At 67.8% G+C, this 12,143-nt stretch carries 15 protein-coding genes; 10 read left to right on the top strand and 5 right to left on the bottom strand.

Annotated elements, in window-relative coordinates; genetic code table 11:
- Nucleotides 1–36 precede the first annotated feature (36 nt).
- The 9 genes from ABT313_RS28255 to ABT313_RS28215 all read left to right on the top strand — a co-directional run bounded on the left by ABT313_RS28255 (nt 37) and on the right by ABT313_RS28215 (nt 7,638).
- Nucleotides 37–660: a histidine phosphatase family protein gene (locus tag ABT313_RS28255; RefSeq protein ID WP_350860219.1), complete on the top strand. Its 624-nt coding sequence runs from the start codon at nt 37–39 to the stop codon at nt 658–660.
- Nucleotides 660–1,223 carry a TlpA family protein disulfide reductase gene (locus tag ABT313_RS28250; protein ID WP_350860064.1) on the top strand — a complete coding sequence of 188 codons (564 nt, stop codon included), beginning with the start codon at nt 660–662 and terminating at the stop codon, nt 1,221–1,223. Before ABT313_RS28255 ends, ABT313_RS28250 begins: the two co-directional genes overlap by 1 nt.
- 35 nt (nt 1,224–1,258) lie before the next feature.
- Nucleotides 1,259–1,966 carry a cytochrome c biogenesis CcdA family protein gene (locus ABT313_RS28245; protein WP_350860217.1) on the top strand — a complete coding sequence of 236 codons (708 nt, stop codon included), beginning with the start codon at nt 1,259–1,261 and terminating at the stop codon, nt 1,964–1,966.
- Nucleotide 1,967: 1 nt separating this feature from the next.
- On the top strand, nt 1,968–3,554 hold the full coding sequence (gene resB / locus ABT313_RS28240; protein ID WP_350860063.1) for a cytochrome c biogenesis protein ResB: 1,587 nt from the start codon (nt 1,968–1,970) through the stop codon (nt 3,552–3,554).
- A complete protein-coding gene (gene ccsB / locus ABT313_RS28235) occupies nt 3,551–4,525 on the top strand; it encodes a c-type cytochrome biogenesis protein CcsB (protein ID WP_350860061.1) in 975 nt (324 codons plus the stop codon). Before resB ends, ccsB begins: the two co-directional genes overlap by 4 nt.
- A gap of 1 nt (nt 4,526) precedes the next feature.
- Complete coding sequence (locus ABT313_RS28230; protein ID WP_350860059.1) at nt 4,527–4,778, top strand: DUF4229 domain-containing protein; 252 nt, start codon at nt 4,527–4,529, stop codon at nt 4,776–4,778.
- A gap of 168 nt (nt 4,779–4,946) precedes the next feature.
- On the top strand, nt 4,947–5,093 hold the full coding sequence (locus ABT313_RS28225) for a hypothetical protein (RefSeq protein ID WP_350860058.1): 147 nt from the start codon (nt 4,947–4,949) through the stop codon (nt 5,091–5,093).
- Nucleotides 5,094–5,412: 319 nt separating this feature from the next.
- Nucleotides 5,413–6,015 (top strand): TetR-like C-terminal domain-containing protein, encoded by a 603-nt coding sequence (locus ABT313_RS28220; RefSeq protein WP_350860056.1) that lies wholly within the window; start codon nt 5,413–5,415, stop codon nt 6,013–6,015.
- 60 nt (nt 6,016–6,075) lie between these two features.
- The gene (locus tag ABT313_RS28215; RefSeq protein WP_350860054.1) at nt 6,076–7,638 is read left to right on the top strand and encodes an MFS transporter; all 1,563 of its coding nucleotides are present in this window, start codon (nt 6,076–6,078) and stop codon (nt 7,636–7,638) included.
- Nucleotides 7,639–8,354: 716 nt separating this feature from the next.
- Here ABT313_RS28215 and ABT313_RS28210 read toward each other — a convergent pair.
- The 5 genes from ABT313_RS28210 to ABT313_RS28190 are packed head-to-tail and all read right to left on the bottom strand — an operon-like array spanning nt 8,355 to nt 10,665.
- Nucleotides 8,355–8,831, bottom strand: a complete 477-nt coding sequence (locus ABT313_RS28210) for a GNAT family N-acetyltransferase (protein ID WP_350860052.1) — start codon at nt 8,829–8,831, stop codon at nt 8,355–8,357.
- Nucleotides 8,828–8,974: a hypothetical protein gene (locus tag ABT313_RS28205; protein ID WP_350860050.1), complete on the bottom strand. Its 147-nt coding sequence runs from the start codon at nt 8,972–8,974 to the stop codon at nt 8,828–8,830. Before ABT313_RS28205 ends, ABT313_RS28210 begins: the two co-directional genes overlap by 4 nt.
- The gene (locus ABT313_RS28200; protein WP_350860048.1) at nt 8,971–9,303 is read right to left on the bottom strand and encodes a TMEM175 family protein; all 333 of its coding nucleotides are present in this window, start codon (nt 9,301–9,303) and stop codon (nt 8,971–8,973) included. Before ABT313_RS28200 ends, ABT313_RS28205 begins: the two co-directional genes overlap by 4 nt.
- Entirely contained in the window at nt 9,300–10,316 is a 1,017-nt protein-coding gene (locus ABT313_RS28195) for a M48 family metallopeptidase (RefSeq protein WP_350860046.1), read from the bottom strand. Before ABT313_RS28195 ends, ABT313_RS28200 begins: the two co-directional genes overlap by 4 nt.
- A 37-nt stretch (nt 10,317–10,353) precedes the next feature.
- Nucleotides 10,354–10,665 (bottom strand): hypothetical protein, encoded by a 312-nt coding sequence (locus tag ABT313_RS28190; RefSeq protein WP_350860044.1) that lies wholly within the window; start codon nt 10,663–10,665, stop codon nt 10,354–10,356.
- 82 nt (nt 10,666–10,747) lie between these two features.
- Here ABT313_RS28190 and cds1 point away from each other — a divergent pair, with 82 nt between their 5' ends.
- Nucleotides 10,748–11,866 (top strand): L-cysteine desulfhydrase Cds1, encoded by a 1,119-nt coding sequence (cds1, locus tag ABT313_RS28185; protein ID WP_350860042.1) that lies wholly within the window; start codon nt 10,748–10,750, stop codon nt 11,864–11,866.
- Nucleotides 11,867–12,143 lie beyond the last annotated feature (277 nt).

The raw sequence follows: 12,143 nt of genomic DNA, 5'->3' as shown, positions 1-12,143 counted from the left end.
GGGACAGCGGTGACCGAAACGACGGTCGTGCACCTGATGCGTCACGGCGAGGTGCACAACCCGACCGGCGTGCTCTACGGCCGGATCCCCGACTTCCACCTGTCCGAGCTCGGCCGCACGATGGCCGAGCGGGTGGCCGAGCACGTCAAGGGCCGCGACATCGTGCACCTGGTCAGCTCGCCGCTGGAGCGGGCCCAGGAGACGATGGAGCCGATCGCCAAGGTGTTCGGGCTCACCCCCGACATCGACGAGCGGGTGATCGAGGCGGCGAACCTGTTCGAGGGCAAGAAGTTCGGTGTCGGCGACGGCGCGCTGCGCCGGCCCAGCGCCTGGTGGTTGCTGCGCAATCCCTGGAAGCCGTCCTGGGGCGAGCCGTACCAGCAGATCGTCCGGCGGATGCGCGACGCGATCGAGACCGCCCGGGAGAAGGCCGCCGGGCACGAGGCGCTGATCGTGTCCCACCAGCTGCCGATCTGGACCGTCCGGTCCGCGGTCGAGGGCCGCCGGATGCTGCACGACCCGCGCAAGCGGCAGTGCAGCCTGGCCAGCCTGACCTCGTTCACCTTCCACGGCGACCAGATCGTCTCGGTCGGCTACTCGGAACCGGCGAAGGATCTGCTTCCCGTGAAAAGTCCCAAGAAGTTCGTGGGCGGTGCGTGATGATTCGTCGTACGGCGGTTGCCGTGGCCGGACTGCTCCTGATCGCGGGATGTAGCTCGGGTCAGCAGGCCGCGCAGAGCCGGCAGGGTCAGTCGGGCTTCGTCAGCGGCAACGGCAACGTGTCGGTGTTCGCGGCCGGGGACCGGAAGGCAGCGCCGGAGCTCACCGGGAAGACCCTGGACGGGAAGACCTGGACGCTGGCCGACCACACCGGCAAGGTCGTCGTACTGAACGTCTGGGGCTCGTGGTGCCCGCCGTGCCGCAAGGAAGCGCCCGATCTGGTCGCGGCGTCGAAGGAGCTCGGCCCGTCGGTGCAGTTCATCGGGCTGAACACGCGCGACCTCGACCAGGCCCAGGCGAAGAAGTTCGTCCAGGAGTTCGCGGTGCCGTACCCGAACCTCTACGACCCGGACGGCAAGGGCCTGCTGCGGTTCCGCGGCCAGATCTCGTCGGCCGCGATCCCGACCACGCTGGTGATCGACAAGACCGGCAAGGTCGCGGGGCGCGTGGTCGGTGAGGTCACCAAACAGACCTTGCTAGGCATGGTGAAAGACGCAGGCTGATGGGACAGTGGTTCGCCGACTCGATGACGGGGTCGATGCTGGTAGCGCTGCCGATCGCAGTGCTCGCCGGCGCGATCTCGTTCTTCTCGCCGTGCGTCGTACCGCTGCTGCCCGGTTACCTGTCCTACGTCACCGGCCTGTCCGCGGCCGAGCTGGACTCGGCGAAGCGCGGCCGGATGCTCGCGGGTACGGCGTTGTTCGTGGCCGGCTTCTCCGCGGTGTTCATCCTGACCGGAGTGCTGTTCGGCAAGGCCGGTGATCTGCTGATCGATCACCAGACCGCGATCACCCGAGTGCTCGGCGCACTGACCGTTGTGCTCGGCATCATCTTCCTCGGCGGGTTCGGTTTCGCGCAGCGCGACGTCCGGGTGCACCGGGTTCCGGCGGTCGGGATCGCGGCGGCGCCGCTGCTCGGCGTACTGTTCGGATTCGGGTGGACTCCGTGTATCGGTCCGACGCTCGGGACCGTGATGACGCTGGCCACCACCCAGGGCAGCACCGGGCGGGGCGCGGCGCTGGCTCTGGTGTTCAGCCTCGGCCTGGGCATTCCGTTCATCGTCGCGGCGCTTGCGTTCCGGCGGATGCTGGGCGCGGTGGCGTGGGTCCGCAAGCACCAGCTGCTGGTGATCCGGATCGGCGGCGTACTGATGATCGCGGTGGGACTGCTGCTGCTGACGGGAGTGTGGGATGCGATGACCGCGGACCTGCGGCAGTGGGTCGCCAACTTCGGATCGGCGGTCTGAGATGAGCGACGTCAAGGACCGGATCGCGGCGTCCTCGAAGCCCGAGGAACCGTCGACGCCGCCGGCGATGGGACTGGTCGGCTGGCTGCGCTGGACCTGGCGGCAGCTCACCTCGATGAAGACCGCGCTGGTGCTGCTGTTCCTGCTCGCGCTCGGCGCGGTGCCCGGATCGCTGGTCCCGCAGACGCCGATCGACCCGATCAAGGTCTCGGACTTCCTCACCGCGCACAAGACGCTCGGGCCTATCTACGACAAGCTCGGGCTGTTCGACGTCTACAAATCGGCGTGGTTCTCCGCGATCTACCTGCTGCTGTTCATCTCACTGATCGGCTGCGTCGTACCGCGGCTTTCCGTTTACGCGAAGGGTTTGCGGGCCCGGCCGCCGAAACCGCCGCGGAACCTGAACCGGCTGCCCGGGTACGAGCGGTTCGAGGTCGACGCCGGCGACGGCGTCCTCGAGGCTGCGACCCGCGAGCTGCGGAAGCGGCGGTTCCGGGTGCAGGCGTACGACGGCGCCGTCGGTGCGGAGCGCGGGTACCTGCGCGAGGCGGGCAACCTGCTCTTCCACTTCTCGCTGATCCTCGCGCTGGTCGGCGTCGCCTGGGGTTCGCTGTTCGGCTACCGCGGCACGGTGTTGGTTGTCGTGGGCAACGGGTTCTCGAACACGATCGCGCAGTACGACGACTTCACGCCCGGGCGCGCCTTCAGCGGTGACGACGACCTCCCGCCGTTCTCGCTGACCGTCAAGGACTTCGAGGTGAAGTTCCAGGAGGACGGTCCGCAGAAGGGTGCGGCGCGGGAGTTCAAGGCGCAGTTGGACTACCAGCAGACGCCGGACGCGCCGGAGAAGTCGTACGAGCTGCAGGTCAACCATCCGCTGAAGCTGGACGGCAGCAGCGTCTACCTGCTCGGGCACGGGTACGCGCCGCGGGTGACGGTGCGCGACGGGCAGGGGAACGTGGCATTCTCCGGGCCGGCGCCGTTCCTGCCGCAGGACTCGAACTTCTCGTCGTTCGGCGTGATCAAGGCGCCCGACGCGCGGCCGATGACGCTGGGTTTCGAAGGGTTCTTCCTGCCGACCGCGGTGATCGGTCCGGACGGTCCGGTGTCGGTGTTCCCCGACGACCTGAACCCGGAGCTGGTGATGACCGGGTACTACGGCCGGCCGCAGCCGGAGACCGGGAAGCCGGAGTCGGTGTACCAGCTGGACAAGTCCAAGCTGACGCAGTTCCAGCAGAACGGCGACAAGTGGCGGTTCCAGCTCGCGCCCGGGCAGACCGTCCCGCTGCCGGACAAGGCCGGGTCGATCACGTTCAACGGATACAGCCGGTGGGTGAAGCTGCAGGTCAGCCACACTCCCGGGACGGATCTCGCGCTGGCAGGCATCCTGCTGGCGATCCTCGGGTTGATGGGCTCGCTGTTCGTCCACCCGCGTCGTACCTGGGTGCGCGTCCGCGACGAGGACGGGCGTACCGTTGTCGAGGTCGCCGGTCTGGACCGCGGCCCCGAACGCGGCCTGGGCGACGAGATCCAAGCCATCACCAAGAGTCTCAACCCAGCCAGCCGGAAGACCGAGGAGCAGCCATGAGCCCGGAGACCTACGCACAAGTCTCCAACCTGCTGATCCCGACCGCCACGGTGATCTACGTCCTGGCCCTCATCTCCCACGCCATGGAGTGGGCCCTCGGCCGCACCTCGGTGGCAAAGGCCGACGTGAAGGAACAGGTGCTGGTCGCCTCCGGTGGTGAGCAGACTGTTGCCGAGAGCGAAGAACCAACTGATCAGGAGTCGAGCGAGCGGTTGGATGCGGCCAGCCGGATCGGGCTTCTGCTGACCTGGCTTGGGTTTGTTCTTCACCTGGGTGGTGTCGTCACCCGTGGGTTGGCGGCGGGGCGGGTGCCGTGGGGAAACATGTACGAGTTCTCCATCACCGCATCGCTCGCCGTCGCGATCGTCTACCTGATCTTCGTGCAGAAGTACAAGCTGCAGTGGCTCGGGCTCGGCGTCACCTTCGTGATCGCCGCCGTACTCGGCCTGGCCTCGCTCGCGCTCTACACCCCGGCCGGCCCGCTCGTCCCGGCGCTGCACTCGTACTGGCTCGTCATCCACGTCTCCGCGGCCGCGATCTCCGGCGGTGCGTTCACTGTCGGCGGCCTGGTCTCCGTGCTGTACCTCGTGAAAGCCCGCGCCGAGCGCAAGGTCCTCGCCGGCGGCACGATGTCGGCCTCACTACGCCGGCTCCCGAGCGCCGAGGCGATGGACGGTACGGCGTACAAGGTGCTCGCGTTCGCCTTCCCGCTGTGGACCTTCGGCGTCCTGGTGGCCGGTCCGATCTGGGCCGAGCACGCCTGGGGCCGGTACTGGGGCTGGGACCCCAAGGAGGTCTGGTCGCTGGTGACCTGGGTGGTGTACGCCGCCTACCTGCACGCCCGCGCAACCGCCGGCTGGCGTGGCCGCCGGGCCGCGACGATCGCGATCGTCGGCTGGTTCGTCTTCATCTTCAACTTCGTCGGCGTGAACCTGTTGGTCTCGGGCCTGCACTCCTACGCTGGGGTCTGAGATGAAAGAGTTCGCCATCTACACCGGCCTGCGGGCGGCCCTGTTCGCCGTCTGCTTCGCCGTGCTGTGGTTCGCGCTGCACAGCTGGCTGACGATCTTCCCGCTGCTCCTGGTCGCGCTGATCATCTCCTCGATCCTCTCGATCTTCGTCCTGCGCGCCGCCCGGGACCGCCTGGCCGGCAAGATCGACACCCGCGCCCACACCATCTCCCAGCGCCTCGAGCAAGCCCGCACCGCCGAAGACGACGACTGACGCTCGCCCCCAGGTGCGATCGTCGACACCGCGGAGATCCATCCGCTATGCAGCCGCGTGCATGGTGAACGCCGCGTGCATGGTGAACGCCGCCAGAACACGCCCCAGCGCGGCCATCCCCGGGGGGCCACCCCTGAGCTGGCCGATCGACCCCGTGGATTCGGTGGTGTGAACCAGCCGCGCGGTATCGCACCGGCGTGGCTGTCCCGGGGGGACGACCCCGAGTGGGCCGGTTGGCGCGCCGCAGATCTGGGGGCGATGCGGACCGACGAGATGGGTTCACCCATCGCGTGGTGGGTTCGCGGCCTGGAGTAGCGGTGGTGAACCCACAACCCGGTGGGTGAACCACCCCTGGATTGGCAACCCTGGTTGACGGGCGGGCGATGTCGATCCACGTTGCTCATGGCGAGAGGGTCGGCCCTGGATGTTCGCGAGCGGGGGAGCTGCGGTCGGGGTTGGCGGGCGGGGCTGCTGGGGTTGTACCAGTGATCAACTGGTACGGACAGTGACTTATGCCACTGGCGAAATCTCCGCAAAATCCTTTGTGCATTCCTTCACATGAGTCGTAGAGTGATGGATGAAACGAAACAGTTTCGTTCTATCGGTGTTCTTGTAGCTACGCAGGGTGATGATGGTGGACACAGCAGGCGTGCGGCAGCGGCCGCGGGTCGAGGGTGGTCGTGAGGACGAGATCCTCGATGCGACCGTGGCGGTGGTGGCCGAGCTCGGCTACGACCGGCTGACCATGGACGCGGTGGCGACGGCGGCGAAGGCCAGCAAGGCCACGCTGTACCGGCGCTGGTCCACGAAGGCCGAGCTGGTCGTCGACGCGATCAGCCGGGCCAAGGGGTGCCCGATGCCGGAGGAGGTCGACACCGGCAGCCTGCGCGGCGACCTGATCTCGATGTCCTGCGGCGCCGGTGGTTTCACCGACGAGATGCCGATGTCGGTGATCGCCGGTCTGCTGACCGCGCTGCACCGCGACGACGAGCTGCAGAAGGCTTTCCGCGAGCGCTTCCTGGCGCCCCGGCAGGCCCTCACCAACAAGGTGTACGAGCGTGCCGTCGAGCGCGGCGAGATCGCTCCGGGCGTCGACGTCGACCTGCTGTCGGTGACGTTGCCGGCCGTGGTCATCCACCACGCCTACATCCTCGGCGTCGAGCCGACCGACGACCTGATCCTCCGAGTGATCGACAACGTGATCCTGCCTGCGGCGCGGGGGTCGCAGGTGAGCTGACCGGTGAGGGGCCGGTCCGCGGCAAAGCAAGACAGTCTGCCCAAGAGGGGAAGTTCTCTTATGTCCGAAGAAGTCATCAAGGCCGATCCGCCGGAAGGCAGGCCGACCGATACGGTCGGCGAGTCCGCCGGTCACGGTCACCGCAATCTCGGTATCGCGCTCGCGCTGATCTGCATGGCGCAGCTGATGGTGGTGCTGGACGGCACCATCGTCAACATCGCCCTGCCGCACATCAAGGGCGCACTCGGGTTCAGCGACGCGTCGCTGCCGTGGGTCGTCAACGCCTACGCGCTGGCCTTCGGCGGTCTGCTGCTGCTGGGCGGCCGGATCGGTGACATCCTCGGCCGCCGCAAGGTGTTCGTGTTCGGTGTCGTGCTGTTCGGCCTCGCGTCGTTCGTCGGCGGTATCGCGCAGAGCGAGAGCGTGCTGCTGATCAGCCGGATCCTGCAGGGTCTCGCGGCCGCGGCGGCCTCGCCGAACGCGCTCGCGCTGATCACCACGACGTTCCCGGCCGGCAAGGAGCGCAACCGGGCGATGGGCGTGTACGCCGCGATGTCCGGTGCGGGTGCCGCCGTCGGTCTGATCCTGGGTGGCGCGCTGACCGAGGCGTCCTGGCGCTGGACGTTCTTCATCAACACGCCGATCGGCCTGCTGGTCGCCGTACTGGCGTTCCGGTTCCTGGGCGAGTCCGAGCGGCAGACCGGCAAGTTCGACCTGCCCGGTGCGATCACCGGCACGCTGGGTCTGACCTCGCTGGTCTACGGCCTGACGCACGCCGCGACCAACGGCTGGGGCGACGCGCTCACGCTGACCTACATCCTCGGCGGCCTGGCGCTGATCGGGATCTTCCTCGGGATCGAGGCCCGGTCGAAGCACGCGCTGATGCCGTTCCGGATCCTCGCGAACCGGACCCGCGGGGTCAGCTTCTTCGTGATGCTGATCGTCGGCGCGGCGATGTTCTCGATGTTCTACTTCCTGGGCATCTTCGTGCAGAGCATCATGGGCTACAGCGCGCTGAAGACCGGTATCTCGTTCCTGCCGTTCAGCCTCGGCATCGTGGTCGCGGCCCAGGTCGCGTCGACGCTGGTGGCGCGGGTCGACCCGCGCTGGATCGCCGGTACCGGTGGCGTGTTCGTTGCGGCCGGCATGTTCGGGTTCAGCCGGCTCGAGGTCGACTCGACGTACTGGACGCACCTGCTGCCGTACATCCTGGTGCTCTCGTTCGGTATGGGCCTGATCTTCGTGCCGCTCACGCTCACCGCGGTCAGCGGTGTCGCTGCGGAGGACTCCGGTGTCGGATCCGCCGTACTGAACACCGTGCAGCAGATCGGTGGTGCGGTCGGCCTGGCGCTGCTGGGCACGATCTCCACGAGCGCGATCAAGGACAAGTTCGCCGAGCTGGCCCCGGGCCTGCAGAAGGCGGCGGAGTCCGGGCAGTCGCCGGAGCAGATCAAGCAGTTGCAGGGTCAGTTCACCGCGCTGGCTACGACGCACGGGTTCACCCGCGCGTTCATCTGGTCCGCGTTCCTGGCGCTAGGCGCTGCGCTGATCACGCTGATCGGCCTGTCGATCAAGCACAAGGACCTGGCAAACGACGGCCAGTCCCCGGTCCACATGGGCTGAGCCCCGCCAATACCCGAAAGGCCCGCTTCCCGGGAGGGGGGAAGCGGGCCTTTCGCCTTCGTGCAAAGAGCTAGCAACAGCTGAAAGAAAAGACCAAAGAAACAACAGAGATTTAGAGTAGTGGCTGGCTTCGGCGGTGAACCACAAGTTTGACTATCGGTGGGGTCTTCCAGATCAGTGAGCATGGTCTGGGTGCCCCGATCTCCCGGACCGTCAGCTAACTCCGCCCGTTCGTCGAGTCGTGGCAACTGGCTCGGAGTGCGTCCGCCGAGTCGTGGAGTGTGGTTCGGGAGATTTGCCGTGATCCACGACTCGGCCTACGGGGGGAGCCGTTCGCCACCACCCGGCGGGGTTGCGGATGACGCAGGCGACGGGCGACGGGCCCGCGTCGCAGAGCCAAACCTCCGGCTGACCGCCGGAGGTCAGCCGCGAGTTTGCCTGTGCTCCTGGCGTGACGGAAGGCAGGTAGGTTCTGAAAGGCTGGCCTGCGAACGCGAGCGGCTGATGAGTGATCTCGTGGAGGCGCCCCCAAGGTTCTGGTCCCTCCGGCCGGCTAACTTGCGGCTACTGTCGAAGCCAGCCATCACTCTAAATCTCTATCTTTGATCTTTTCTTTCTGGGAAAGGCATTCGAGGCTTCGTGCAGTTGATCGCCGGAGCCAGCCACTACTCTAAAGCTTCTTTCCTTTGTTCTTTTCGAGCTCTTTCCTTCTGCTCTCAAAGGGGTTTTTGCATGACGATTTCGCGGCGTACGCCGTCGGGCATCAGGTCGCCGGGTTCGTCGGTGTCGGTGTAGCCGTGGCGTTCGTAGAGGCTGTGGGCGGGATCGTTGCCGGGGACAACGGACAGCTTGAGGGCGGTGGCGCCGATGCCGCGGGCCCAGTCCTCGATCGCGGTCATCAGCGCGTTGCCGACGCCCTTGCCGCGGCCCGCCGGGGCGACCCACATCGAGACCAGCTCCGCGTGGTCCTCGTCCGGGAACCCGCCGGCCATACCTGCCGGCGTACCGTCGATCGAGGCGATCACCTGGTACGCACCGGGCGCGCCGAGTCGCTCGCGCCAACGCTCCTCGGGCGCGTCCACCCAGTCCGCAAGCTGCGAACCGAAGGCAAACGCCGCCTCCTCGAGCGCGGCCAGGCGCAGTTCGCGCCAGGCCTTCCAGTCGTCGGGGCCGATTGGTTGTACATCGATCATGTGGTGATCCGTCGGGTCAGGGGCGGCAGCCAGTAGAACGGGATGAGTAGTGAGAACGCGATGATGCCGAGGATCGGCAGGATCGCGCCGAGCGCGGTGCCTGCGCCGTACAGCAGCGGGCCGAGCAGGAAGCGGCGGCTCATCTTACGAGCATCCTGCGGGCTGATCGTGTCGCCCAGCAGCCGGTGGCCGCGGCGGGCGTGCTCCCAGATCGCGTTGAACGGCAGGCCGCCGGCGACCAGGCGCTCGCGATGTGGTCGAACATCGCGTGATGGTTCGCCCACACCAGGCCGATCACGAGGAAGCTGATGACATAACCGAGGTACGACGGCCACAGGTGCCCCAACTGCTGCATCAGGTGCGCGGTGTCCTCGGGAACCTTGATCTCGATCACCAGCAGCGTGATCGCGATCGCGAAGACACCGTCGCTGAACGCCTCCAGACGCGCGGTCTTCAGCACCTGTCCCGTCACCGAGGCGGGAACTTGGAGGACACCCAGTCGCGGACGCCGCCGAGGCCGTCGCCGAGGTCGCGGATGAGCTTTGCCAGCGGGTCCTGGGAGCGGTTGAAGGCGTCGGTGTAGGACTTGGCGGCGTTCTTCGCCTCCTGGGAGATCGACGCGTTGGCGTCGTCCTGGCGCTTCGGGTAGTCGCCGGACACGATCGTCGTGTACTCGCCCTCGTCGACCCAGCGGCGCAGCTCGTGCGCGCGGATCACGGCCAGCGGGTGCGACTGCGCCTCGAGCAGCAGCAGCTTCAGCACGCTGTCGCGAAGGTCGCCGGCGCTCTCGTACTCCGTGCCTTGGGCAAGGAAGGCCGTCGTGTCGAGCTCGGCGAGCTGACCGCCGCTGGCGAGCTTCATCTGGACCCGCAGCGCGACCGCCGGGTCCTGGGTCGCGAGCAGGCCGGCCCGGTCGCCGGACAGCTCGGCCTTGCGGGACCACTCGTGCAGCGCGGCGATGATAGCGCGCAGCCCGAGCGCGCCGAGCGGCATCCAGTTGAACGCGCCGGTGAGCCGCATCAGCCAGAGCAGCAGCGTCTGGTACAGGGCGTGGCCGCTCTGTGCGTGACCGAGCTCGTGGCCGAGGACGAACCGCAGTTCCTCCTCGTCCATGCCCTGGATCAGCGCGCTGTTCACGACGATGAACGGCTTGTCCATACCGATCGTCATCGCGTTCCAGATCGGGCTGTTGGTGACGAACAGCTCGGGAAGCTGGCGGACGTCGAGGGTGACGCCGGCCTCGGTGTAGAGCCGGTGCATGGTCGGGAACTGCCGCTCGTCCACCCGGATCGCCCCGCCGAGGAACTGCAGCCGGAACGCGCGCTCGTTGATCATCCCGGACATCTTCCGCAGGACGTAGTCGAAGCCCTTCAACTGCCGCAGTGCCACCAGCGCACCACGGTCCGCCGGGTGCTCCCACGCCCGCGAACTGATGTCGGTCAACGTCACCCGCTGCCGCGTCGGCCGATCGCCGTTCTCGCTCATCCCGCCCCCTGCTTCCCGGTGGTCATGGACCCCCAACTTAGCTCGCCTTCGGGTCCGATCGAGGCCTGAGCGCTACCGCCAGCAACAAGGTCGGGATCCAGCCCAGGGGGACCGCCCACCAGCCGAGGCCCCTGTCCGCGGCGAGGGCGGTGGTGGCGAGGCAGATCGCCGTACCTGTGAGCCAATATCCGAACGCGGCCCAGCCTCGGTGCTGCGTGGCCCGGCGGTGCCCGACCCAGGCGAAGGTCAGGGTCGCGGGGAGGGCGAGGGCGGTGGCGCCGAGGGTGAGTACGGCGAGGATCATGGCGACCTCGCCGGGGGAGAACTCGACCGCTCCGAGGGGGATCATGACTCCGATCCTGTCGCCCGCCGGCCCCGGTCACCGAGCGTAGGAATACTCAAATCGGGCTGTAGGTCCTAGCCTGGCCCGCATGAGTGAGGCTGACAGGGCGTGCCGCGAGGTCGACCGGCGTGACGACAAGGCGCGGGCCTGGGTGTCCGAGGCGATCCGGATCGTCGATGCCGACGCGAACCGCAGCGCGGACACCCATCTGCACGTGTTCCCGATGCCGGACGGTACTGGTGTAGACCTGTACCTCAAGGACGAGTCCGTACATCCCACCGGCTCGCTCAAGCACCGGCTCGCCCGGTCCCTGTTCCTGTACGCCCTCTGCAACGGGTGGATCCACGAAGGCACCACGGTCATCGAGGCGTCCAGCGGGTCCACCGCGGTGAGCGAGGCGTACTTCGCGCGGCTGCTCGGGCTCCCGTTCGTCGCGGTGATGCCGCGCTCGACCAGCCCCGAGAAGGTCGAGCTGATCGAGTTCTACGGCGGCCGCTGTCACTTCGTCGAACGCTCCGGCCAGATCTACGGCGAGGCCAAGCGCCTGGCCGAGGAGACCGGCGGGCACTACATGGACCAGTTCACGTACGCCGAGCGCGCGACGGACTGGCGCGGCAACAACAACATCGCCGAGTCGATCTTCGGGCAGCTGTCACTCGAGCAGCACCCGATCCCGACCTGGGTCGTGGTCGGCGCGGGCACCGGCGGTACGTCGGCGACCATCGGGCGGTATGTCCGCTACCAGCGGTACGACACGTCGGTCGCGGTGGTCGACCCGGAGAACTCCGCGTTCTTCCCCGCGTTCGAAGCCGGCGACCACGAGTTCTCCACGGGCCGGCCGTCTCGTATTGAGGGCATCGGCCGGCCGCGGGTCGAACCGTCGTTCGTGCTGGGCGTGGTCGACCGGATGATCTCGGTCCCCGATGCTGCGTCCATCGCTGCGATGCGCTTCTGCTCCCGCGTCACTGGCCGGCTCGTCGGCGGCTCCACCGGCACGAACCTGTGGGGTTCGCTCCGGCTGGCTGCCGAAATGCGCAAGGCCGGCACCCGCGGCAGCATCGTCACCTTGCTCTGCGACAGCGGCGAACGCTACGGCAACACGTACTACGACGACGCCTGGCTCCGGACGAGCGGCATCGACATCACCCCGTACACCGTCACCCTGGAAACCTTCGCCCGCACGGGCATCTGGACCGAACCGGAGTAAGTGGGGTTGTAGAGGGGAGTGTGGTCAGCCCCCGCGTGCTACGCAGCCGCTTCCTTCGTCGCTGCGCTCCTCAGCGCGCCTGCACCGCGCGCTCCCACCCGCCCCCGGCTTAGCGCCGTGTATCTGCCGGCTATCGCCGGATGCTCCGGCTGTCGCCGGGTTGTCGGGCTGTCGCCGGGTGGTGTCGGCTGCGGCCGGCGGATTGCGGCTGCCGCCGCGGTGCGCTCGCTCCGCTCGCGTGTGAGTGCGGGCGACTGCGCGGCTGGCGCCTGCGGCT

Origin of the sequence: Kribbella sp. NPDC000426, assembly GCF_040300265.1 — a bacterium.
Classification (GTDB): Bacteria; Actinomycetota; Actinomycetes; order Propionibacteriales; family Kribbellaceae; genus Kribbella.
This window is presented reverse-complemented; position numbering and strand designations above follow the sequence as displayed.

Bases quoted from the DNA above. Each gene is read 5' to 3' on its own strand.
- ABT313_RS28255 (WP_350860219.1), top strand. From the start codon at position 37: ATGCGTCACGGCGAGGTGCACAACCCGACCGGCGTGCTCTACGGCCGG.
- ABT313_RS28250 (WP_350860064.1), top strand. From the start codon at position 660: ATGATTCGTCGTACGGCGGTTGCCGTGGCCGGACTGCTCCTGATCGCG.
- ABT313_RS28245 (WP_350860217.1), top strand. From the start codon at position 1,259: ATGCTGGTAGCGCTGCCGATCGCAGTGCTCGCCGGCGCGATCTCGTTC.
- resB (WP_350860063.1), top strand. From the start codon at position 1,968: ATGAGCGACGTCAAGGACCGGATCGCGGCGTCCTCGAAGCCCGAGGAA.
- ccsB (WP_350860061.1), top strand. From the start codon at position 3,551: ATGAGCCCGGAGACCTACGCACAAGTCTCCAACCTGCTGATCCCGACC.
- ABT313_RS28230 (WP_350860059.1), top strand. From the start codon at position 4,527: ATGAAAGAGTTCGCCATCTACACCGGCCTGCGGGCGGCCCTGTTCGCC.
- ABT313_RS28215 (WP_350860054.1), top strand. From the start codon at position 6,076: ATGTCCGAAGAAGTCATCAAGGCCGATCCGCCGGAAGGCAGGCCGACC.
- ABT313_RS28210 (WP_350860052.1), bottom strand. From the start codon at position 8,831: ATGATCGATGTACAACCAATCGGCCCCGACGACTGGAAGGCCTGGCGC.
- ABT313_RS28205 (WP_350860050.1), bottom strand. From the start codon at position 8,974: ATGAGCCGCCGCTTCCTGCTCGGCCCGCTGCTGTACGGCGCAGGCACC.
- ABT313_RS28195 (WP_350860046.1), bottom strand. From the start codon at position 10,316: ATGAGCGAGAACGGCGATCGGCCGACGCGGCAGCGGGTGACGTTGACC.
- ABT313_RS28190 (WP_350860044.1), bottom strand. From the start codon at position 10,665: ATGATCCCCCTCGGAGCGGTCGAGTTCTCCCCCGGCGAGGTCGCCATG.
- cds1 (WP_350860042.1), top strand. From the start codon at position 10,748: ATGAGTGAGGCTGACAGGGCGTGCCGCGAGGTCGACCGGCGTGACGAC.